Source organism: Nitratidesulfovibrio sp. (assembly GCF_040373385.1).
Taxonomy (GTDB): domain Bacteria; phylum Desulfobacterota; class Desulfovibrionia; order Desulfovibrionales; family Desulfovibrionaceae; genus Cupidesulfovibrio.
In genome coordinates, this window is sequence record NZ_JBDXXH010000011.1 from 73,482 (window position 1) to 93,432 (window position 19,951).

20 protein-coding genes and 1 tRNA gene are annotated in these 19,951 nt (G+C 65.0%); 12 read left to right on the plus strand and 9 right to left on the minus strand.

Annotated features, from left to right (window positions below; all coding sequences use genetic code 11):
- The first annotated feature begins 13 nt into the window (after positions 1–13).
- The 5 genes from ABWO17_RS15720 to ABWO17_RS15740 all read left to right on the plus strand — a co-directional run bounded on the left by ABWO17_RS15720 (position 14) and on the right by ABWO17_RS15740 (position 1,932).
- Positions 14–541, plus strand: coding sequence for a hypothetical protein (locus tag ABWO17_RS15720; RefSeq protein WP_353120184.1), 528 nt, complete (start codon positions 14–16; stop codon positions 539–541).
- Positions 542–553: 12 nt separating this feature from the next.
- Positions 554–790: a hypothetical protein gene (locus ABWO17_RS15725; RefSeq protein ID WP_353120186.1), complete on the plus strand. Its 237-nt coding sequence runs from the start codon at positions 554–556 to the stop codon at positions 788–790.
- Between the two features lie 497 nt (positions 791–1,287).
- Positions 1,288–1,515 carry a type II toxin-antitoxin system HicB family antitoxin gene (locus ABWO17_RS15730; RefSeq protein WP_353120188.1) on the plus strand — a complete coding sequence of 76 codons (228 nt, stop codon included), beginning with the start codon at positions 1,288–1,290 and terminating at the stop codon, positions 1,513–1,515.
- Positions 1,493–1,705 (plus strand): type II toxin-antitoxin system HicA family toxin, encoded by a 213-nt coding sequence (locus ABWO17_RS15735; RefSeq protein WP_353120190.1) that lies wholly within the window; start codon positions 1,493–1,495, stop codon positions 1,703–1,705. Before ABWO17_RS15730 ends, ABWO17_RS15735 begins: the two co-directional genes overlap by 23 nt.
- Before the next feature lie 2 nt (positions 1,706–1,707).
- Entirely contained in the window at positions 1,708–1,932 is a 225-nt protein-coding gene (locus ABWO17_RS15740; RefSeq protein ID WP_353120192.1) for a helix-turn-helix domain-containing protein, read from the plus strand.
- Positions 1,933–2,041: 109 nt separating this feature from the next.
- Here the strand turns inward: ABWO17_RS15740 and ABWO17_RS15745 are convergent.
- Positions 2,042–2,117: transfer RNA gene (locus ABWO17_RS15745), tRNA-Val, on the minus strand.
- Between the two features lie 329 nt (positions 2,118–2,446).
- Here ABWO17_RS15745 and ABWO17_RS15750 point away from each other — a divergent pair.
- Positions 2,447–3,601: a hypothetical protein gene (locus ABWO17_RS15750; RefSeq protein ID WP_353120194.1), complete on the plus strand. Its 1,155-nt coding sequence runs from the start codon at positions 2,447–2,449 to the stop codon at positions 3,599–3,601.
- 320 nt (positions 3,602–3,921) lie between these two features.
- Here ABWO17_RS15750 and ABWO17_RS15755 read toward each other — a convergent pair whose 3' ends face one another.
- The 4 genes from ABWO17_RS15755 to ABWO17_RS15770 form a co-directional block, all read right to left on the minus strand.
- Positions 3,922–4,176 (minus strand): hypothetical protein, encoded by a 255-nt coding sequence (locus ABWO17_RS15755; protein WP_353120196.1) that lies wholly within the window; start codon positions 4,174–4,176, stop codon positions 3,922–3,924.
- A 102-nt stretch (positions 4,177–4,278) separates the two neighbouring features.
- Positions 4,279–6,000: a polysaccharide biosynthesis/export family protein gene (locus ABWO17_RS15760; RefSeq protein ID WP_353120198.1), complete on the minus strand. Its 1,722-nt coding sequence runs from the start codon at positions 5,998–6,000 to the stop codon at positions 4,279–4,281.
- Positions 6,001–6,173: 173 nt separating this feature from the next.
- Positions 6,174–6,575, minus strand: a complete 402-nt coding sequence (locus ABWO17_RS15765; protein WP_353120200.1) for an RT0821/Lpp0805 family surface protein — start codon at positions 6,573–6,575, stop codon at positions 6,174–6,176.
- A gap of 358 nt (positions 6,576–6,933) precedes the next feature.
- On the minus strand, positions 6,934–8,478 hold the full coding sequence (locus ABWO17_RS15770) for a sigma-54 interaction domain-containing protein (RefSeq protein WP_353120202.1): 1,545 nt from the start codon (positions 8,476–8,478) through the stop codon (positions 6,934–6,936).
- A gap of 513 nt (positions 8,479–8,991) precedes the next feature.
- Here ABWO17_RS15770 and ABWO17_RS15775 point away from each other — a divergent pair.
- The 3 genes from ABWO17_RS15775 to ABWO17_RS15785 are packed head-to-tail and all read left to right on the plus strand — an operon-like array spanning position 8,992 to position 13,237.
- On the plus strand, positions 8,992–10,848 hold the full coding sequence (locus tag ABWO17_RS15775) for a 4Fe-4S dicluster domain-containing protein (RefSeq protein ID WP_353120204.1): 1,857 nt from the start codon (positions 8,992–8,994) through the stop codon (positions 10,846–10,848).
- Positions 10,849–10,892: 44 nt separating this feature from the next.
- Positions 10,893–12,605: a tetrathionate reductase family octaheme c-type cytochrome gene (locus tag ABWO17_RS15780; RefSeq protein ID WP_353120206.1), complete on the plus strand. Its 1,713-nt coding sequence runs from the start codon at positions 10,893–10,895 to the stop codon at positions 12,603–12,605.
- 2 nt (positions 12,606–12,607) lie between these two features.
- Positions 12,608–13,237 carry a cytochrome b/b6 domain-containing protein gene (locus ABWO17_RS15785; RefSeq protein WP_353120208.1) on the plus strand — a complete coding sequence of 210 codons (630 nt, stop codon included), beginning with the start codon at positions 12,608–12,610 and terminating at the stop codon, positions 13,235–13,237.
- Between the two features lie 130 nt (positions 13,238–13,367).
- Here ABWO17_RS15785 and ABWO17_RS15790 read toward each other — a convergent pair whose 3' ends face one another.
- The 4 genes from ABWO17_RS15790 to ABWO17_RS15805 form a co-directional block, all read right to left on the minus strand.
- Positions 13,368–14,576, minus strand: a complete 1,209-nt coding sequence (locus ABWO17_RS15790; protein ID WP_353120210.1) for a histidine phosphatase family protein — start codon at positions 14,574–14,576, stop codon at positions 13,368–13,370.
- A gap of 258 nt (positions 14,577–14,834) precedes the next feature.
- Entirely contained in the window at positions 14,835–15,173 is a 339-nt protein-coding gene (locus tag ABWO17_RS15795; RefSeq protein ID WP_353120212.1) for a hypothetical protein, read from the minus strand.
- Between the two features lie 67 nt (positions 15,174–15,240).
- Complete coding sequence (locus ABWO17_RS15800; RefSeq protein ID WP_353120214.1) at positions 15,241–16,077, minus strand: MipA/OmpV family protein; 837 nt, start codon at positions 16,075–16,077, stop codon at positions 15,241–15,243.
- Between the two features lie 194 nt (positions 16,078–16,271).
- Positions 16,272–16,871 carry a hypothetical protein gene (locus ABWO17_RS15805; RefSeq protein ID WP_353120216.1) on the minus strand — a complete coding sequence of 200 codons (600 nt, stop codon included), beginning with the start codon at positions 16,869–16,871 and terminating at the stop codon, positions 16,272–16,274.
- A gap of 293 nt (positions 16,872–17,164) precedes the next feature.
- Here ABWO17_RS15805 and ABWO17_RS15810 point away from each other — a divergent pair, with 293 nt between their 5' ends.
- The 3 genes from ABWO17_RS15810 to ABWO17_RS15820 all read left to right on the plus strand — a co-directional run bounded on the left by ABWO17_RS15810 (position 17,165) and on the right by ABWO17_RS15820 (position 19,938).
- Complete coding sequence (locus ABWO17_RS15810; RefSeq protein ID WP_353120218.1) at positions 17,165–18,622, plus strand: sensor histidine kinase; 1,458 nt, start codon at positions 17,165–17,167, stop codon at positions 18,620–18,622.
- A complete protein-coding gene (locus tag ABWO17_RS15815; RefSeq protein ID WP_353120220.1) occupies positions 18,610–19,269 on the plus strand; it encodes a response regulator in 660 nt (219 codons plus the stop codon). The genes ABWO17_RS15810 and ABWO17_RS15815 overlap by 13 nt, the downstream gene beginning before the upstream one ends.
- Before the next feature lie 351 nt (positions 19,270–19,620).
- A complete protein-coding gene (locus ABWO17_RS15820) occupies positions 19,621–19,938 on the plus strand; it encodes a hypothetical protein (protein ID WP_353120222.1) in 318 nt (105 codons plus the stop codon).
- Positions 19,939–19,951: the final 13 nt, after the last annotated feature.

Below are 19,951 nucleotides of genomic sequence, written 5' to 3' on the forward strand. Positions count from 1 at the left end.
AAAAGGAGGAGGCATGAAAATTCGCCTAGTTTATTCGGCTTTGCTCGCAACGGTCCTGGCTTTAATCTCGGGCTGTGCGACCCCGCAGCCTCGTGTGGTCTACCTAGCAAACAATTACAACTACTCTGAAACAAAACCGCTGCTGGAAAAAGGGCCGAATACCATCAAAGGCAGTGCGCTTTGGCGACAGCAAGGCGGAGGGGTCGTGACCTGCGCAGGAAATCCAGTGGCCTTGGTTCCAAAGACTGCGTATTCTTCGGAACGATTCATTGCTATCTACGGTAATGATATGGCTGGGACCTCTGCCATCGGAAACAAACTCTTATTTTCTCCGGAAAACCTAGAATATCAGCAACACATGCTCAAAACGCAGTGCGACGCCCAAGGGTACTTCACCTTTGAAAACGTGGCGAATGGGGACTTTTTTGTAATGACATCTGTCGTGTGGTCTGCGGGGACACACAATCCTCAAGGCGGTGCAATCATGAAAACCGTTTCTGTCCGTGGGGGAGAGGTCAAAAATGTCATTCTAGCGCCATAGGAGGTTGCCGATATGCATGCACTGATTCAGGGAGTGCTGGCCCTTTTGACGTTGCTCTCAGCACTTGAAGGATTTCTGACATATTTTCAGGCCACGACGGCATTTCAACAAATCGCTGGGGCTGTGTGGGTGACAACATTCGCTGTATCGCTCGCCGCAATTGGTATCATCAGCGCCATTCGTCAGCCAAAAACGCACACCGCGCCCCCTCCCCAGCAGGATCCGCCAGCCACGAGTATCCCATCTTGACATTCAGTCCATTTCACGGCGTATTATCTGTAAATAAACAGCACTCTCTTGCCATTTGCACACGAGGCAACATTGCCGAATATGCCTCAATCAGTGCCGACACATTGAATCAAGGAATTGCTCTCGCGCAGTCCGTGCTGCCCGAAGAAGAAGCAGAAAGCCCCTCCGCTGGCAACGAAAGAGGAATCGCCGGGGTATCGGTGACGCTGGTTACCCCTGCCACGAAGCCCTTTCCGTAAAGAATACGGCTGGCTCAACGTATACCGTGGAATGCGTTGAACGCCCCGGCGAGAAAACGCGCGCGAAATACTCGGTCAACGTGCGTACAGGCACGGTTACAAAAAACTAGTCCCGCACACCCGCACGCTCTCCCTTCACCTGATTACTGTTGCACCTGTGGGCATTCATGACTATGGGTAGGCTTCACGGAATTCGAATTTCCGGGCATGTGGCCCGAGAAACTTGCCGCAGCCCACCCCGACAGGGAGAGAACACGCATGAACTTCACCATTGAAGTCGAACGGGAAGAAGACGGGCGCTGGCTGGCCGAAGTCATGGAACTTCCCGGCGTGATGGCCTACGCCCCGTCGGCGGAGATGGCGACCACCAAAGCCAAGGCCCTTGCCCTGCGTGTCATTGCAGACCGACTGGAACACGGCGATTCTGTGCCCGGGATCGAGCAGATCACCTTCGCCACCAGCAATGAGCCATTGGCCCTCCGTTAAGGCCCGCAGACTGCTGGCCGCGTTGCTGCGCATCGGCTGGCAGGAAAAGCGTCGCGCCGGTTCCCACCGTACCCTTGAACGCTCCGGCTGGCCTGACTACGTGTTCTCCTTCCATGACCAGGAAGAAATCGGCCCCCGCATGCTGGCCCGCATTGCCCGCCACACCGGCCTGACGCCGGAGGACCTGTAGCCGTGCTGCCCGAATCGATTCTCGACATGTCCCCTGCCGCCATTCTGCGCGGCCTGCGCTACCGCGAGGGCATGACCCAGGCTGTGCTTTCGCGCCGCACAGGCATTCCGCAGCGGCACATCAGCGAGATGGAAAACCATCGCCGCCCCATCGCCACGCAGAACGCCCGTAAGCTGGCCGAAGCGTTGAGCTGCCCCCTGACGCACTTCCTTTCCACATCGCCGTAGGTCGGCATCCCTCAAACCTGCCGCCAAGGCTGTGCGGACCACCGTGCGGCCCGACCCGCCCAGAAAACGGAAAGAGAGCCAGACTTGCATCTGGCTCTCGACGTTACAATGGTGGGCGGTGAGGGGATCGAACCCCCGGCATTCGGCTTGTAAGGCCGACGCTCTACCAGCTGAGCTAACCGCCCCGATATTGTCAGACAATCACGGCAAGGCAATGATGGCAGGACCATACGGCATGTCGCCCGAAAGCGCCATGACCCGCCCTCCCCGTGTGACAACGAACGACTGCGGCTTGCTTCAGCCCGCCGCCGCCCGTGACGGGATACGTCTCATAGTGCAGGGGCGGCGGTGATGTCAAACACCTTGTGCTTTTGTACTGGACATTGTGACGTCGGATATCTATGTAGCACTCGCGCGGCCCTGTGTCCGCCGTGCCACCGCCCCCAGCGGCGTGCGGACACCGGTGCACGCGCCGACTTGCGAACCGGCCGACGGACCGTGAATCCGCCCCCTCATGCCCCCCACAGCCCCCCGCACACTGCGGCAGGACATCTCCCTGCTGCTCCGCTCCGCACCGCCCAGGGCGCGCGCCGCCATCCTCGCCCTGCTGCCCGCCGCAAAGGCCGTGCTGGACACGGGCTGGCGGCCCGACATGCACGCCGCGCCCATCCGCAACTGGCGCGACCTGATGCAACTGTTGTCCGGCCTCACCGCCCAGCGCCACGACACGGAAACGCTGCTGCGCGTCACCAGCGAGCTTCTGGGCATCGCCGACGAAATGGCTCCGCCGGAAATGGTCCTGCGCGAAAGCGCCGCCGTGCTGCTGCGCGCCTTTCACGCCGACATGTTCGTGTGCCGCCTGCGCGACGACGAAGGCGAATGGCAGATCATCGCGGCGGAACGCGAGGACGGCGGCCCCATCCCGCTCTTTTCGCCGGTGCTGGAAGAAGGCCTGGCCGGTCACCCGGTCATGCGCGCGGTGTGCGACGGCACCCGCCACGTGCTTTCCAACAACCTGATGGGCATGGACCGGGGCGGCGATTCATACGACTGCATGGCCTACAAGGTGGGCTACCGCTCGCGCCTGGCCTTCGTGCTGCGCGACCGTGGTGGCCGACCGCCCTTCGGGCTGGTGCTGCTGTATTCCGAGCGCGAACACGGCTTCGACAGCTATGACGCACGGTTCCTGGCCAAATGCGCGCGCATCGTGGCCCTGACCACCGGCAGCCGCGTGGCCGTGGCCCGCGACGCGCTGGAAAAGGCCGCCGGGGCCGTGGCCCACCACGGCAACAACGCCCTGGCCATCCTGCGCAACCACGCGGAATACTGCGCTGAACTGCTGGACGACATGGCCGACGACTGGGACGACGCCATGCACGCCGCCGACGACCTGCGCGAACTGCTGCCCGAAGGCTCCAAGGCCCACGCCGCCGCCGCGCGGCTGGCCGACGTGCTGCACCGCATGGACACCACGCAACTGACGGAACAGTTGGACGGCGTACTGCGCTCCACCCGGCGCATCGCCCGCATCATCGACGCGCTGGAGGAATCGGCCGAAAAGCCCCGCCTGATGCACTACGTGCTGGGCCGCCACGTGCTGGACCTGGGCAACCCCGCCGATGAAGAAGAGGAAATGGAAACCCTGCGCAAGACCTGCTGCACGGCGTAACCGGCCCGGCAACTCGCACGGGGGCACCATTTCCCCGTGCTCCACGCCTGTTGATCGAAAATTCCCCTCCGGCATGGCCGGAAACGCAACAAGCGCCGACGGACCATGTCCATCGGCGCTCTTGCTGTGTTCTTCCGCAACCAGAATTCGAACCGTCGGCTCCTGGCCGATTGTGCCAGTTGTGCCAGTCATGCCAATCATGCCAGTCATGCCGGTCATGCCGACCACGGCAGTTGGGGGGGGGCAGCCGGTCCGCAGCCAGGAGCTGCCAGTGGCGGTGAAGGGCAGCGGCGCTGGCCCGGCCTACTCGGCCCGATCGGCTAGTCGTCCCCGTCCTTTCCGCCCCTGCCCCCGGTCGTGCCGCCGTCGTCCTCGAAGCCCCGCCCCTTGTGCTTGGGGGCATCACGTTGCTTGCGGCGCTTGTCCTCCTGCACGCGGGTGCGCAAATCCAGCGGCACGTCCAGCAGGGCATCGCGCCGTGCGGCGCGCAGGGCGCGGCGCTCCTCTTCGGTAAGGCCGGTTTCCTCCCCGGCGTCTTCCTGCCGGGGCTGGCCCTTGGGGTCGCTGACCTTCATGTGCTGCTCCTGACGGACAGGGCCGTTGCCCGGCGCCCTCCCCACGGGGGGACTGCTTGCGGGACGGCCCGTCAACGGGCGAAAGACCACCCGGAAACTCCCCTACAGGCCGATGACCACCTTGGTCGCCACCGCGATCTGGTAGAGAATCTGCGACATGTCCTTGACCGTTTGCAGGTTCTTGGAATCCACGCGGGGCAGCACCAGCACCTGGTCCCCCGCCGCAATGGTGGTGTCGGACGTGCGGAACACCTCGCCGTTGGGACGCACCAGCAGGATGTTGCCGGTATCCGCGCGGTTGGTGTAGCCGCCCGCGCCCCGCACGTAGTCCTTCAGGCGCCTGTCGCCGTTCCACACGATGGCCTGGGGCATAACCACCTCGCCGGTCACCAGCACCACGTCGCTCTTTTCCGGAATGACGATGACGTCGCCGTCCTCCAGCGCGATGTCGGCCACCTTGCCGCCGCTGCCCACCACCACGATGCCCTCGGGCGTGACGTTGCGGGCCTTTTCGGCGAACTTGGCGATCATCTCCGCCTCGTGGTTGCGAATCTGCGCTTCTTCCGGGCTGGCCGAGGTGGCCGTGAACGAGCTTTCCTCCAGCCTGCGCAGGGCGTCCTCTATGGCGCGCTTCTGGCGGGCCGCCACGCTGCGCCGCTTGATGTACAGGCCGGAAAGGTCGGCCCGGTCGGCATCCACGGCAATGTACTGCTGCACGTCGCGCAGGCGGGCGGTGCGCTTCAGCGGAAAACGCGACGCCCCCCGGATGGCCCCCTGCACCTCGACCATGATGGTGTCGCCGGGGGTGTCGGCCAGAAATTCCACCCGGTCGCCGTCGGCCAGCGGCAGGGTGCGGAATTCGCGCAGGGGCAGGTACAGGTTGAAGGGCGCGCCGTTGCGGGTGCCCACGATGCTGGCGTGCGAGGCCGTGGCCAGCGGATCGGCCATTTCGGCCAGTTTCGCGCCGGTGGCCTCGCCCTTGCGGAATTCGAAGCGCGCAGCGTTGCGTATCTCGCCGCTGGCGGACACGGCCGGACCCTTTTCGCCCACCACGATGGTGTCGCCATCCAGCAGGCGCACCAGCGGCAGCGCGCCCTTGAGCGCGAAGGGGTACAGGTCGAAGCTGCCCAGTTCCGCGCCGCCGCGCAACAGGCGGATGGTGCGGTAGCTGCCGCGCCGGGGGTCGATGCCACCCGCCCGGTCCAGGAAGGCCAGCACCGAATCGGACGGCGCGCCGCTGTAGCGGCCCGGCTTCATGACGAAGCCGGTGACGAAGACCGACACGGGCCGCCCGTCCAGCGGGCTTACGTAGACCTGCACGTTTTCCACGCCGGACGCGCTGAGCTTGCTGCGGATGGCCTCCATCACCTGGGCCTGGGCAAGCCCGGCCACGGGCACGATCCCCAGATCCTGCAGTTCGATGTCGCCAGCGTCGCTCACCATGACCACGCCGTCGAAGTTGCGGTCGCCCCACAGGCGCAGCACCAGCCGGTCGCCGGGGGCCAATTCGCGCGCCTCCGCGCTGCGGGCCTGTCCGAAGTTGCCCTGGAACAGGTTGGCGGCAAAGGGCGGCAGGTCGGCTCCGGTGGCCGGGGCGGCTCCGGAAGACGCGGGCGACTTGGCCTCGGACGGGGCGGCAGGCGCGGTGGCGCAAGCCGGACCCAGCAGGACGCCCAGCACAAGCAGCAGGAAAAGGGCGGGCAGCCATGCGGCAGCCCCCGCGCGACAGGTCGCGACGTGACTGGGCGCGACGTGGCTGGGCGCGACATGGCTGGGCGCGACGTGACTGGGCGCGGCGTGGCGGAAAAGCGATGCGGTATCCATGGCGGGTATCCGTAATTGGCTACGCCGGGCGCGGTGTGCACCCGGCGGATGGAAGCATGCGGTCTCTGTCGTGATGGTTCCGGCGGGGATGGCGCGCCCGCCCGAAGCGGAAGGCCATCCGGCACGTCCGCCGATGCGCCTGTCCCGGCATATCCGGCTGGCGCAAAAAATCCCTATTGCGCGGGGCGGGCTATCCCCTGCCCCCAGATGCGCGGGGCCATCTGCCACGCAACGTCGTCGCCGCTGCCAGCCGGGCGGCAGGCTATGACCACCTCTGCCTCGCCGTGCTGGGACAGCAGGGTGGCGCGGCGGCATTCCTCTCCCGTGGCGGAGGTGAACAGACCCTCCACCACCACCCGGATGCCGGTGCCGAATTCCGGGTCGTCCAGAACGGCAGACGCCCCGGCCGGATTGCTGGTCATGAATTCCAGGACGGGTTTGGCGGGCAGGGCCTGTTCCTGCGCCTGCGGCGCGGGCTGCTGGCGCCCCCCGCAGGCGGCGAGCAGGACGGGCAGCACGCACAGGGCGCACAGGGCCAGCACGGCGGCGGGGCGGAGACGGCGGATGGCGAACATGGAATGAACCTCTGGTGCGTGGGAGATGTCTCGGATTGTCCGTGGTCGGTGTGGTGCCGTTTGGCATGGTCGCGCCGCATACGCGGTCCGGTCGATTCTACCGCTGGGCATTCCGGGCAAAATGGGCGCGCCGGCCAGCTCCGGCCTGTCGGTTTCCGGCGAATCCCGCGACATTGGACCCGCCCGTACGGATGCCGCCTTCTATACTCCCGGCAACGGGCGGCTGTCCACTGGCCGCCCCGGCCCGGACCGCTGCCGCGCAATGGCTTTACAACAAAAAGGACGGGGCCGTGGGCAAGGCGCGGGGCATCCTGCCCCTTCCCTTCCCGCACTACCTGTCCGCATGAAGTCCGGCGGGCTACCCCGCCACGGCCTTGTGCACATCGATGCCATGGCGCAGCATGCGGTTGCGCACCGTGCCCCGGTGCACCCCCAGCAGGCGCGCCGCCTCGGACACATTGCCCCCGGCGGAGCGCAGGGCTTCCACCAGTTCGGCCCGTTCGCGCTCGTGCCGGGCCGGGCGCCCCCCGTAGCCGAACGCGCCAGCAGACGGTGCAATGCCCGTTTCCGTGTGGGGCATGTTCTCCTGCCCTTCGTGCCCGGCCCGGGCCGGATGCAGCCCCGGATGCCGGTCGCCCGTTCCGGCGTGCCCGATCTGACTGGCCTGGCCGGTGTACCCCGCCGCCCCGCCCGTTCCGGCGCATTCCGGGTGCCACCCCGCCCCCGCGATATGCTGGGGCAAATGCTCCACGCCCAGCCTCCCCCCATCGGCGATGACGCAGGCATATTCCAGTGCGCTGCGCAGTTCGCGCACGTTGCCCGGCCACCCGTAGGCCGTCAGCAGGCGCAGGGCCTCCGGCGTCAGGCCGGTCACGTCGCGTCCGTCGCGCTCGCGGATGCCTTTCAGGAAATGGGCGGCCAGCAGGGGAATGTCCTCTCGCCGGTCGGCCAGCGGCGGCAGGTGGATGGGGATGACGTTGATGCGGAACAGCAGGTCCTCGCGGAACCTGCCCGCCCGCACCAGCCGCCCCAGGTCGCGGTTGGTGGCGGCAATGATGCGCACGTCCACCTCGCGCGAGGCGTTGTCGCCCACCCGCTCGATGCGCTTGGTTTCCAGCACGCGCAGCAGCTTCACCTGGATGGGCAGGGGGATGTCGCCTATCTCGTCCAGAAAGATGTCGCCGCCGTGGGCCGCCTCGAACCGGCCCTGCCGGTCGCGGATGGCCCCGGTGAACGCCCCGCGCACATGGCCGAACAACTCGCTTTCCAGCAGCGCCTCGTTCAGGGCCGCGCAGTTCAACTGCACGTAGGCCCCGTTCTTGCGGCGGCCCAGTTCGTGGATGGCCCGTGCCGCCAGTTCCTTGCCCGTGCCCGATGGCCCCAGCACCAGCACCGGGGCATCGCTTTCCGCCGCCCGCTCGATGATCCGGAACACCCGCTGCATGGCGGACGAAGTACCCACCATGCCCGCGAAGCCCTCGTCGGAACCCAGCAGGCGCGAAAGCTCCTCGATGCGCCGGTCCTTTTCCACCACGGCGGAAATGTCGGTGATGGTCTCCACCGCCGCGATGACCCGGCCATCCTCCTTCAGCACCTTGGCATTCTTGAGCACGGTGATGGACGTGCCGTCACGCCGCACCAGAGTGCAACGCTTGCGGTGCTCGTCCTTGCGGTCGAACAGGCGGCACCAGTGGCCGCCGCCCAGCGAGCGCGAGCGCACGCAGGCATCGCAATTGAGAATGGCGCAGGTCTGGCCCACCAGTTCGCCCGCCTCGTAGCCGGTCAACCGCTCCAGGGCCGGGTTGGCCATCAGGATGCGGCCATCCGGCCCCACCAGGAAGAAGCCGTCGTTGATGGTGTTGATGACCTCGCGCAGGAAGCGGCCGGATTCCAGGGCGTTCATGGCGTTCTCCTTGGTTGGTGTGGGCGCGGGCATGTGCCGGGCGCGGTGCCATGCCCTCAGGCGCGCCCATCGCCATGCAGCATCGGGGCCGTTGCGCGCCTCAAAAAAAACGGGGCCGGGCATGCCACAGGGCAGACGGGCGGCGCATGGCGCTTCGTTGCCGTTGCGCCATTACTTGCCGGAATCACAACGAATCCTTGCAGATCCAGTTTCCGTGCGCCCTGTCCGCCCCTGACGATCGAAATCGCATGCTGGTGGCACAGGCCGGGCACCGCCATGGGACATCACGCCCCACTGGCGAACGCTGCGCCATATGATCAATTTTTCACCACATGGCGCAGCATATGCCGAAAATTCACCACCGCGCAAGCAGGCTATTGCCCCTGCCCATCTTTATAAAAGACATGTCACATCGGCATGTTAGCATTCCAGCGCGGGTGGGCACGCTTCCTGCTCACAGCTGTACGGATGCGCCACGTGCGCGCCCCCATTCATCAGCACACAGGCACCGGAATGACCTCACGCACCATCGACGCAGCATCCCCCCGCCGCCTTTCGCGGCGCGGTTTCCTCAAGGGCCTTGCGGGCACCGGGCTCGCCGGGTCCGCCTCCCTCGCAACCGGCATGTTCCCCTCCGCGGCGGCGGGCACGAGCGCGGGTGGCAGCGCGCCCGTGCCCGCCGGACGGGAAATGGCCGGAAACGACGGCCCCTTCGCCACACTTATCGACATTTCCGCCTGCGTGGGCTGCGGAGCCTGCGTGCAGGTCTGCCACGACCGCAACGCGGCCCGGTATCCGGAACCCAAAAAGCCCTTTCCGCCCATGTTCCCGGCCTCGGTGAAGGCCGAGGACTGGTCCGCCCGGCGCGACACGGACGACCGGCTGACCCCCTACAACTGGCTGTACATCCAGAGCGTGACAGTGCAGCACGGCGGGCAGCACGGCGGGCAGCAGGTGGAACTGAACATCCCCCGCCGCTGCCTGCACTGCGATAACCCACCCTGCGCCAACCTGTGCCCGTGGGGCGCGGCCCGGCGCGAGGCCAGCGGCACCGTGTCCATCGACGCGGACATCTGTCTGGGCGGGGCCAAGTGCCGCACGGTGTGCCCGTGGCACATCCCCCAGCGCCAGACGGGCGTTGGCCTGTATCTGGACCTGCTGCCCCGCTACGCGGGCAACGGCGTGATGTACAAGTGCGACCGCTGCGCCGACGTGGTGGCACGCGGCGGCACCCCAGCCTGCATCGAAGCCTGCCCCAACGCGGTGCAGTCCATCGGCCCGCGCGATGCCATCATCGCCGAGGCCCGCCGTCTGGCTGCCGAGCGCGGCTGGCATCTGTACGGGCTGGACGAAAACGGCGGCACCTCGACCATCTATCTTTCGCCCGTGCCCTTCGCGGCAATTCAGGCGGCGCTGGATGCCGCGACAAAGGCTGCGACGAACGTTTCCGGGCCGAGTGCCGGACAGGACGCCGCACAGGACGCCGGAAAGGCTCCGGTACAGGCTTCCGCCACGCTGGGTCCCGGCAGGCCGCATTTCCACGCCGTGGCCGACGCCATGCGGGACGAAACCATGCTGGCCGCCGCGCTGGTCACCGCGCCGCTGGCCGGTGCCGGGGCCGCCCTGCTGCGCGTGGCGCGCGGCATCGGCGACATGGCTCGCGCAGATGCCGACGGTACGAACGCGCCAAATGCGGCAACGACCCCAGACAGGCCGGACACCCCGACCTGCCGCCTGTCCACTGCCGTCGACTGTCCCACCTGCCCGCCCCGCAGGGTAGATGACGCCACAGACGATCTTGACGCTACGCCCGTATCCCATCCCCTGCCCGTGGCCCGCTGGCTGTGGATCGCCTGCGCCAGCGTGCTCGGCGTCACCGGCATGGCCCAGATGCCCATTGCCGCGCGCTATGGCATTGCCGCCGTGCCCGGCCTGGCCTGGACTGCCGACTTCTACTTCACCCACCTGCTGCACTACGGGGCCGCCGCCGTGCTGCTGGCACTTGGTGCGTGGCTGACCGTGCGGGCTTGTGCCGGGCCGCGCAGCGCCCGCCTGTTCACCGCCCAGCGCCTTTCCACCCCGTATCGCCACCCCGCCCTGTATCACCTGACGGGCGGCGGCACGCTACGCCTGTGGCTGGTGGCGGCGCTCATCGTTACCGGGGCCATGCGGGTGGGCAAGAACCTGCCCGGCTTCGACTGGGGCCCCACCCTGACCATGTACCTGGACTGGACGCATCTTGGCCTTGCCGGGCTGCTGGGCATCGTCTCGCTGGTGCTGGCCCTGACGGGCCGTTCCGCCTGGACCGCCACCACCCCCGGCATGGCTCCGTCGCCCGGTCACCATCCCGCACATCCGCCCCGCGCGTAGCGCAGGGCTTACCCGCTGACGTTCACCGCTGAAGGAGGAGTCCCATGTCGTCGCCACACGTTTCGCCCCACCGGGCACATGGCGGTTCGCCGCCAATCCCGTTAATCCCGCCAGTACAGCCGATCCTGCTGCTCCTGCTGCTGTGCCTGCTGCCGGGCCTTGCCCTGACCCTTGCGCCGGTGGCCCCGGCCCGCGCCGCGCAACTGGCCACCGGGGTGCCCGTAGGGGCCACCGGCGCGGTGAAGAAGCCGGAAGCCCACGTCATCACCGCCGATCATTCCCGCCACCCGGCCCTGCAACAGCCCTTTGCCACCCCGCAGGAAGTGACCAGGGCCTGCCTGTCGTGCCACAACGCCGCCGCGCAGCAGGTGCACAAGACCATCCACTGGACCTGGCTGGACCCCGCCGACCCGGAACGCAAGATGGGCAAGGGCGGCATCACCTTCAACAACTTCTGCATCGCCATTCCCTCCAACGAGCCGCGCTGCACCTCGTGCCACGCGGGCTTCGGCTGGAAGAACGCGCAGTTCGACTTCTCGTCGCAGGAAAACGTGGACTGCATGGTCTGTCACGACCACACCGGCACCTACAAGAAATTCCCCACCATGGCCGGGCTGCCCGCCAGCGAACCCACCGAGTTCGAGGGCAAGACGTTCAACCCGCCCGACTACAACGCCATTGCCGCCTCCGTGGGCCGTCCCACCCGCGACAACTGCGGCGTCTGCCACTTCTACGGCGGCGGGGGCGACGCGGTGAAGCACGGCGACCTTGATTCCACCATGTTCAAGCCCAGCCGCGAACTGGACGTGCACATGGACGTGAAGGGCGCCAACTTCACCTGCCAGCGCTGCCACACCACCGAGGCCCACGTCATTGCCGGGCGCACCTACAAGCAGCCCGCCTTCACCGAACGCACCAGCGTGCTGGACGACGACCGGGTGCACCGCATCGCCTGCGAATCGTGCCATACCGCAACCCCGCACAAGGCCGGGCACAAGGCCAACGACCATACCGACAAGCTGGCCTGCCAGACCTGCCACATTCCCGCCTTTGCGCGCGAAATGGCCACCAAGATGTGGTGGGACTGGTCCACGGCGGGCAAGAAGAAGGACGGCAAGCCGTTCGCGGAAAAGGGGCCCTTCGGCAAGCCCAGCTACGACAGCAAGAAGGGCGACTTTCGCTGGGAAAAGGACGTCACCCCCGAATACCACTGGTCCAACGGACGCATGGAATTCCTGCTGCTGACCGACAAGATTGCCGACACCGCGAAGCCCGTGGAAATCAACCGCATCGACGGCGGCCCGGCAGACCCCAAGTCGCGCATCATGCCCTTCAAGGCACACCGGGGCCGCCAGCCCTTCGACGCGGGCAACCGCACCTTCGTGGCGCCGCACCTGTTCGGCAAGGACGACGCCGCCTACTGGAAGAACTATGACTGGATGAAGGCCGTGGAGGCCGGGCAGAAGTCGCTGAATCTGCCCTTCAGCGGCAAGCTGGAATTCGTGGAGACCGTCTACTACTACCCCATCACCCACCAGGTGGCCCCCAAGGAAAAGTCCGTGGCCTGCGGCGAATGCCACAAGCCTGGGGGCAGCCGCCTTGCCGCCGTGGGCGGGGTGTGGATGCCGGGGCGCGACCGCAACGTGGGCGTGGACGCTGCCGGGTGGATCGCCGTTGCCGGGTCCGTGCTGGCCGTGGGCGTGCACGGGTTCCTGCGCCTGGCCGCGCGTGGCCGCAACAACCGCAAGGAGGACTAGCCATGCACGCCACCGAACGACTCTACCTGTACAGCCGGTTCGAGCGGTTCTGGCACTGGGCGCAGACCGTGCTCATCCTGGTGCTGCTGGTCACCGGCTTCGAAATCCACGGCACCTTCACCCTGCTGGGCTTTGGCCGCGCCTTCGCCGTGCACAACTTCTGCGCGTGGTCGTGGCTGGTGCTGTATGCCTTCATCGTGTTCTGGATGGCCGTCACCGACGAGTGGAAGCACTACGTGCCCACCTTCCTGAAGCTGATGGACGTGGTGCGCTACTACCTTTCCGGCATCTTCAAGGGGGAACCACACCCCGTGCCCAAGAGCGAACGCGCCAAGCACAACCCCCTGCAACGGCTGACCTACCTCGGCATCGTCTCGTTTCTCGTACCGTTCCAGATGATCACCGGGTTTCTCTACTACACCTACAACCAGTGGCCGCAGCTCGGCTTTGCGGGCAGCCTGACCCTGAAGGCCGTGGCCGTGCTGCACACCCTGGGGGCCCTCGCCTTCCTGGCCTTCGTCATCGTGCACGTCTACATGACCACCACCGGCCACACCTTGACCGCGCACATCGCCGCCATGTTCACCGGCTACGAGGATGTGCCCCGCAACGGCGTGAAGCCGGAGGCGTAGAAGAAGAAAACAGAAGGAAAGAATGTGGGGGAGGAGGGAAACTTTGAAAAGTTTCCCTCCTCCCCCACACCCCCTCCACCCTTCCAAACTTTTCCATTGGGGGTGGCCCAGAGGATGAAGACGTCCCGCCTCACATGAAGCGCACCAACTCGAACAGCTTTTTCCGCTGCGTGGCCACTATGTGGTAGAACTGCGTCTGCGGAATGAAGATGTACGGCACATCCTCCGTCCGCCGGTACAGGAAGTGTGACAGGATCATCCGGTTGATGGCCTGATGCCCGATGATCATCACCCCCGGCGCGCCCCCGGCCAGAAACAGCGCCCGGCGCACCCCGCGCTCCACCCGCTCGCGCAGGGTCACGTAGCCCTCGCCGCCCGGATACACGTAGTGAAACTTGTCGCGCTGGCGGGCCGCGAAGGCATCCGGAAACTTGCGACGGATGTCGTCGTACCGCAGGCTCTCGCACTCGCCCGCGTCGATCTCGTCGAACTCCGGCAGGGCCATCACCGTGGCACCCGGACGCGCCTCGCGCATGGGGGCCGCCGTCTGCGCCGAGCGCTTGCGGGTAGAGGTGAAGATGTACGGCACCTCGATATCCGCAAAATGCGCGGCCAGCGCCTTGGCCTGGGCCTGCCCGCGCAGGGTCAGGTCCGAATCGCCGCCAATGCGCCCTTCCACGTTGTAGTAGGTCTCGCCGTGCCGGATCAGGTACAGGTTGCGCACCCACGCGGACACCAGAATGTCCCGGATGCGGTGGTAGTACGGCACCCGCCCGCCTATCTGTTCGCCCACCACGCGGTTTTCCAGCGTATCCACCCGCACCCAGCACGACTCGTCGGCGCACGGGGCATACATGCGCTCGTAGTAGTGGATGCGCTTGGTAAAGCTTTCCATGGCCGCCTGCGTGGTATCCCGCGCGAATTCCGGCATCTGCGTCTTGCGCCGGATGGCCGCGCCCAGCGCCACCGGATCGTCGTTGACGCATTCCACGAACAGCAGCGGATGATCCGTGAGCATGGCCTCTATGGTGGCCCGCCGGGCACGGCTGGCGTTGGTGGCATCCAGAATGGCCACGTGCCCGTTGCCCGCCAGGTAGTCGCGCGCGGCGGCAATGTTCAGCCGGGCTATTTCCTCGCGCCGGGCACGGCCTTCCGCGTTGTCCGGGTCGTAGAATTCCGGGCGGGCGGAATCCACGCCCAGCATGGAGCGACGGATTTCGCCGTTGTTGAACACCTCGACGCGGAAGTCCTCTGCCTCCAGGCCCTCGCGGATGCGGCGGGCCATGGTGGATTTGCCCCGCGCGGGCAGGCCGACCATGACGACGTAGAGCTTGTTCATGTGGAATCCTGTGGGAGGGGGAAAGGTGCACGCAGGGGTATGGAGGCCCGTCCGGCCCCCGATTCTGCCCAGTCCTGCCAGACCCTGTCCAGTCCTGCCAGACCCTGTCCGGGCCTGCCCCATCGGTAACGGCTTCCACGAAGACACACCAGCGTTTTCAACGCGTCCATTGCGCGATTGCGCCCTGCCCCCCGGCGGGCTGAAAACGCCTCGCCTGCCAGCCACCCTGCCGCTCCGCCCCCTACCGAAGACATGCTTTCAATACATTACGAAATACACAAAAAGAAAACCCGCAATGACGGTCGTCACGGTCAGCAGGGCCGCACAGAGTACCTCTCTGCTGGCGACCATCTCTCCGCTGCCCAAATACCCATCGATGGATTCCCAGTTCATGTTGGCATGCATCACGGCCAGCACGGCAAACGCAACCCCTGTAAAAATATGCGCCACAAAAAAAAGATGCATGTAGAAGTTGTCCTCCAATGCTTCGAACACCTGAATCACTACCGCCGTTATCACCAGAACCGCCGCAGTCATCAGCAACCCTACAGAAACGAATTCCCGCTTATTGAACGTTGCCTTGCGTGCTGTACCCATGAGTTTCACCTGATTCGTCTCGTTCATGCATGTTGACATACAAACGCAATGTTGAGTGCGCATCCACTTAGTCGAAGTCGAATGTATAGCTTACGGACAGCAATACTGACGGATTGAACTCGCTCTTCACGATCGGGCTGTCCGCCGCATCGCCCAACAGTTGATCGCCCATCACCATAAGCTTTACATCCCACTTATCCGTAACGGAATAAATGACGCCGACGGTGAAGCCGACGGACTTGATACCGGCGTCCGCATGATGGCGCCTGTGGCCGGAACGCGCGGATTGTGCGGAAGAAACGCCGAAGTAGGTCTCCATGTGTTCTTCATCGGCCCAGGTTGCACCAGCCGACCCCATGACCGTGAACCGCTCGGCAACGGGAAACATGGTGCCCAGTTCCAGCTTTGCCGTCGTGCCGTAATCTTCCGTCCCCGTTGAAATTTTTCCGGACGCAGTGATTTGGCCAAAGCTGTACTCCCCCATCAGGTTGGCCGTCGCACCCCCGTCGATGTCGCCCATGCCGCGCAGGGTATCCCTGTCGTCGTCTTCCTGTCGGCCCGGGGCGTACCCCACCGAGGCGCCAACCTTGTAGTCCTCGCCCATCAGGGGATAACTGCCGATTCCGTCCCAGATGTTCGCGAAGAACAAACCCTCCTTGTAGCTCACGGAAATATCGGGGATTGGCGCGACCTTGTACCTGTCGGAACCTTCATAGGCAGGCCCGTAAAGCGCTCCGCCGCCCACTGAAACTTCCCAGTTCCTCGTGCCCGGTTGTGCGGCGGAACCGTCTTGCTGTTCCGCTTGTCGGGTGGGCCAGCCATCATCCTCGGCATGGGCACTGGCGGACATGGCGGCAAGCATGACGATGCATGCAAACGTGATTGAACGCAGACTGTGCAACATGGGTAGCTCCTTCCTGTTTCGCATGCGAAAGTGCATCGCGGGCATGACCATGACGGTTCTTGCCGCAAGGCACATCCGCCTTGAGGCGGAGTGAACGGAAGACAGCCGCATCACAGACGCACAAGGCCGGACTTCTGGCGCACAGAAGCCCGGCCTTGCGCGAAAACCGGAGGGCATATTGTCCGAAGCTACGTTCAGGAAGAATATATCGCGGACTGAAGCTTGGCGGCTTCCTTCTCCAGCGTCGAAAGGGACTGCTGCAACCGTTTGACCTCGCCCTGCTTCAAAAGGTCGCCTTCAGCCTGGGCCTTGGCCGCCTCCAGGTCGGCCTGCCTGGCTTTGATCGAGTTCTTCTTTGACTGTAGTTGCTCTTTCAGCTCGGCAACCGTTACCGTGGTTGCCGTGCCGGAATCGCCACCGGTAATGCCGCCGCCGTCACCGGCTCCGCCACCGGACTGCCCGGCTTCACCGACGGACGCGCCTGCCTCGCTGGCAGTCTGGTCGGCTTCACCAGTTGTCTGGCCTGCTTCACTGGCAGACGTGCTCGTTTCACCGACAGCCTGCCCCGATCCACCGGCATCGACATCCGGATCGCCGGCACCGTCGCCTTCGGCGGCGATGGCGGACTGCAGCGCCGTGGACTTCCGCTTGCCCTCCGGGGAAATGTCCACCGTGTCCTGCGGCAAAAGGGAACCGGCTTTTTTTCCCCCGGCGGTATCGGCCCCGGCCTGGGAAACGGCTTTCTGCATTTCTTCAATCTCCGGCCATTGTGCGTTGGCAGTTCCGATCTTCATGCAACCGCTCCTTGATAAGGTGTCCGTTTTCGCCGCGCGCAGACAGGGTGTGCCGCCTTGCCCGCTATCCTGACGAAATGTCCCGAAAACGGCTGGAGGCGGACAGCACTGCCCACCGCCGTGCAACAGGGCAACTTCTTTCGGAACCCGGCAGATCCCGCGCAGCATGCGCATGAACATGCAGAAAGACGCCACGCGGCACATCCGCCTCAGGTCGGATTGGGTCCAAAAAAAGGGCCCAATCCGACCTGAGGCGGATGCAATTCCCGAAGGGAGCCTTTATGGGGAGGGATATGAAGAACTGGCGTACGCATTGCCCGGCGTTCATGAAACGCCTGTGGTGCCAGCTTGCCATCAGCTACACCCTGCTGGCCTTCTGCGCACTGACGGTACTCATCCTGCTGCTCTACGGCATGGATGATTACAAGGATTTCCACGCCACGCTCAACCTCGACAGCGTCGGGGAACAGGTGGCCAGCGAAAGACTTACCCTGGCGCAGGGAATCCGCGATGGGGGGAACACCGAATGGCTGGAAAAGGCGCGGGACAACATCGCTAAAAAACTGCTGAACCTGGAACATGGGAGCGGCACTTCGATCTACCGCATCACCAGTTCCAGCCGCCCCGAAGTGTATGTGCAGATTCTGGACAAAAACGGCGAGCTGCTGCTGTCAGACCCGGCCATGCTCCCGGAAAGGGCAGCCACGCAATTCGCCGCGCAGGCTGCATCATCCGCCGCAGGCAGCAACATCAGGAAGCTGGGGGACAATGGCCCCATCTGGGTGGACATGCCCATACCGGACGACGGCAACGAGAGCATCGGACGCGTGCGCGTCCTGTATGTCGCCGAATTCAGCCTGTGGGTACAGTTGCAAAGCCTGCTTGCGTTTCTGCGCTTCGTCTGGGCGCCCATGTTCATCTGTTCCGTTCCCATCGGCATTGCCTGCGGATTCGTGGCATCCCGTTACGTGACACGGCAATTGCGCAAAATGAACGCGGTTACGGAAAGCTGGCGCCAGGGCAATTTCGAGGCGCGCATTGCACTGCCGGATGATGATGTGCTTATCCGGCACAGCCAGCACCTCAACGACATGGCGCAGGATCTGGAGATGTTCCTGCGCCTGAAGCAAGGCCTTGCTGTCAGCGACGAGCGCAATCGCATGGCGCGCGAACTGCACGACACGGTGAAACAGAAACTCTTTGCGCTGGGCTTGCAGTTGGCAACCGCCAAGACAAAGCCCGCCGTGATGGAGGCCGCCCGCGAGCATATCCTTGAGGCAGAGGCCATTACCCGCGAGGCGCAGCACGACCTGACGGAAATCATCACCCAATTGCGCCCCGCCGGAACCGGCGACCTTCCGTTTTACGACCGCATGACCACCCTTGCCGATGATTTCAGGCGGCGCTTTGGCGTGCGTATCGATTTCGACCGGACAGCCCCCATCCAGCCCGCGGCACAGACCGAGCATCATGTGCTGCGCATCGTGCAGGAGGCGCTGATGAATGCGGTGCGCCACGGCAAGGCGTCCCATATCGTGATCACGGGCAGCATCGAACAAGATGCCGCCACACTGACCATTGCCGATAACGGAACAGGGTTCGACACTTCAAAACAGACGGACGGATTCGGCATTACCTCCATGCGCGGCAGGATGCGCGATGTGCCGCGCGGCACGTTCGCACTTGAAAGCACCGCCGGTGAGGGAACCCGAATCCGTCTTGCATGGAAAAACGACACATGCCCGAAATGATTACCCTCATCCTTGCGGACGACCACGAAATGGTGCGCAGGGGGCTGACGGCCTTTCTGGCCACCGCCCCCGACATCGAAGTGATGGCTGTTGCGGCAAGCGGGGCGGAAGCGGTGGACGCGGCCCAAAGGCACGCACCGGACGTGGTGCTGCTTGACCTGTTCATGCCGGACCAGCCCGCCGTGGACACCGTGCGCCAGATCAAGAAAGCCAGCCCGCGCAGCCAGATCATCGTGGTCACTTCACATGAAGGCGACGAGCACGTGGTGCCGGTAACGCAGGCCGGGGCCATCTCGTATATCCTGAAGGACACGACGCCCGAATATCTTGTCCTTGCCGTGCGCAAGGCTGCGGCGGGAGAAGGCACGCTGAGTCCGCGCATTGCCAAGGCGCTCATGACCGTCGTGGCGCAGACCCGCTCGCAAGCAGTGAAGACGGACCAGTATCATGAAGAACTGTCCGAACGCGAAATGGAAGTGCTGCACTGCATCGCGGAGGGGCTTTCAAACATGAAAATCGCGGAACGCCTTAAAATATCGGAAAAAACCGTCAAATCGCATGTGGGCAACATCCTGAGCAAGCTTTACCTGAACGATCGCACGCAGGTTGCCGTCTATGCATGGCGTGAAGGGATCGTCAAAGGGTAGCCGCTGCTTCGTTGGTAACAGCCAGACATGACCGTCGGCCTGTTCCGTTTCGATGCCCATGAGCCCGGTTGAGGACTCGTTTGCACTTGCAGCAAAACGGCGTTTCCCGCTTCGTCCAAGGACCGGGAGGGGGCGCAGATCAGGCCGTGACGCCCCCACGCCATCTCCCCCGCCGCATCAGCGCTCCCCATCCCCCCTCCCCCCCCATCCACTTGACGCCACCCGCCCGGCATGCCAACAGAATTTCACGGCGGGGTTCGCCTTGCCCCTCTCCCCCCCCACGGGGCACAACCACCCGCCCCATCCACGCCATACCCCGACACCCGCCGATCATCCGGCAGGAGGCCGCCCATGTATGCCATCAACTATCTGCTGAACCTGTGCGGCATGGCCATGCTGGCCGGGGCCGCCTTCAACTGGCTGCGCTGGCGCTCGGGCAACCAGGCGGCGGGCATGCGCGCGCGCAGCCTGGCCGTGGGCGGGGCCATGCTGCTGGTGTTCGGCAACCTGGTGTCCCCCATCGAAACCAAGGTGGTGCAGCCGGTGAACGCCACCGCGCCCGTGACCCAGTCGCAGCAGGTGGAACCCCAATCCGCCGCTCAGCCCGCGCCCCAGACTTCTCCCCAGTCCCCCGCCGCCCCGGCACAGCCGGACCAGCCCGCCAAATAGTTCGCCAAACGCA

Excerpts from the sequence above, each read along its gene's own strand:
- ABWO17_RS15730 (WP_353120188.1), top strand. The coding sequence starts at position 1,288 with ATGAACTTCACCATTGAAGTCGAACGGGAAGAAGACGGGCGCTGGCTG.
- ABWO17_RS15795 (WP_353120212.1), bottom strand. The coding sequence starts at position 15,173 with ATGGGTACAGCACGCAAGGCAACGTTCAATAAGCGGGAATTCGTTTCT.
- ABWO17_RS15725 (WP_353120186.1), top strand. The coding sequence starts at position 554 with ATGCATGCACTGATTCAGGGAGTGCTGGCCCTTTTGACGTTGCTCTCA.
- ABWO17_RS15820 (WP_353120222.1), top strand. The coding sequence starts at position 19,621 with ATGTATGCCATCAACTATCTGCTGAACCTGTGCGGCATGGCCATGCTG.
- ABWO17_RS15800 (WP_353120214.1), bottom strand. The coding sequence starts at position 16,077 with ATGTTGCACAGTCTGCGTTCAATCACGTTTGCATGCATCGTCATGCTT.
- ABWO17_RS15760 (WP_353120198.1), bottom strand. The coding sequence starts at position 6,000 with ATGGATACCGCATCGCTTTTCCGCCACGCCGCGCCCAGTCACGTCGCG.
- ABWO17_RS15765 (WP_353120200.1), bottom strand. The coding sequence starts at position 6,575 with ATGTTCGCCATCCGCCGTCTCCGCCCCGCCGCCGTGCTGGCCCTGTGC.
- ABWO17_RS15815 (WP_353120220.1), top strand. The coding sequence starts at position 18,610 with ATGCCCGAAATGATTACCCTCATCCTTGCGGACGACCACGAAATGGTG.
- ABWO17_RS15755 (WP_353120196.1), bottom strand. The coding sequence starts at position 4,176 with ATGAAGGTCAGCGACCCCAAGGGCCAGCCCCGGCAGGAAGACGCCGGG.
- ABWO17_RS15785 (WP_353120208.1), top strand. The coding sequence starts at position 12,608 with ATGCACGCCACCGAACGACTCTACCTGTACAGCCGGTTCGAGCGGTTC.
- ABWO17_RS15790 (WP_353120210.1), bottom strand. The coding sequence starts at position 14,576 with ATGAACAAGCTCTACGTCGTCATGGTCGGCCTGCCCGCGCGGGGCAAA.
- ABWO17_RS15775 (WP_353120204.1), top strand. The coding sequence starts at position 8,992 with ATGACCTCACGCACCATCGACGCAGCATCCCCCCGCCGCCTTTCGCGG.
- ABWO17_RS15810 (WP_353120218.1), top strand. The coding sequence starts at position 17,165 with ATGAAGAACTGGCGTACGCATTGCCCGGCGTTCATGAAACGCCTGTGG.
- ABWO17_RS15750 (WP_353120194.1), top strand. The coding sequence starts at position 2,447 with ATGCCCCCCACAGCCCCCCGCACACTGCGGCAGGACATCTCCCTGCTG.
- ABWO17_RS15720 (WP_353120184.1), top strand. The coding sequence starts at position 14 with ATGAAAATTCGCCTAGTTTATTCGGCTTTGCTCGCAACGGTCCTGGCT.
- ABWO17_RS15770 (WP_353120202.1), bottom strand. The coding sequence starts at position 8,478 with ATGAACGCCCTGGAATCCGGCCGCTTCCTGCGCGAGGTCATCAACACC.
- ABWO17_RS15735 (WP_353120190.1), top strand. The coding sequence starts at position 1,493 with ATGAGCCATTGGCCCTCCGTTAAGGCCCGCAGACTGCTGGCCGCGTTG.
- ABWO17_RS15805 (WP_353120216.1), bottom strand. The coding sequence starts at position 16,871 with ATGAAGATCGGAACTGCCAACGCACAATGGCCGGAGATTGAAGAAATG.
- ABWO17_RS15780 (WP_353120206.1), top strand. The coding sequence starts at position 10,893 with ATGTCGTCGCCACACGTTTCGCCCCACCGGGCACATGGCGGTTCGCCG.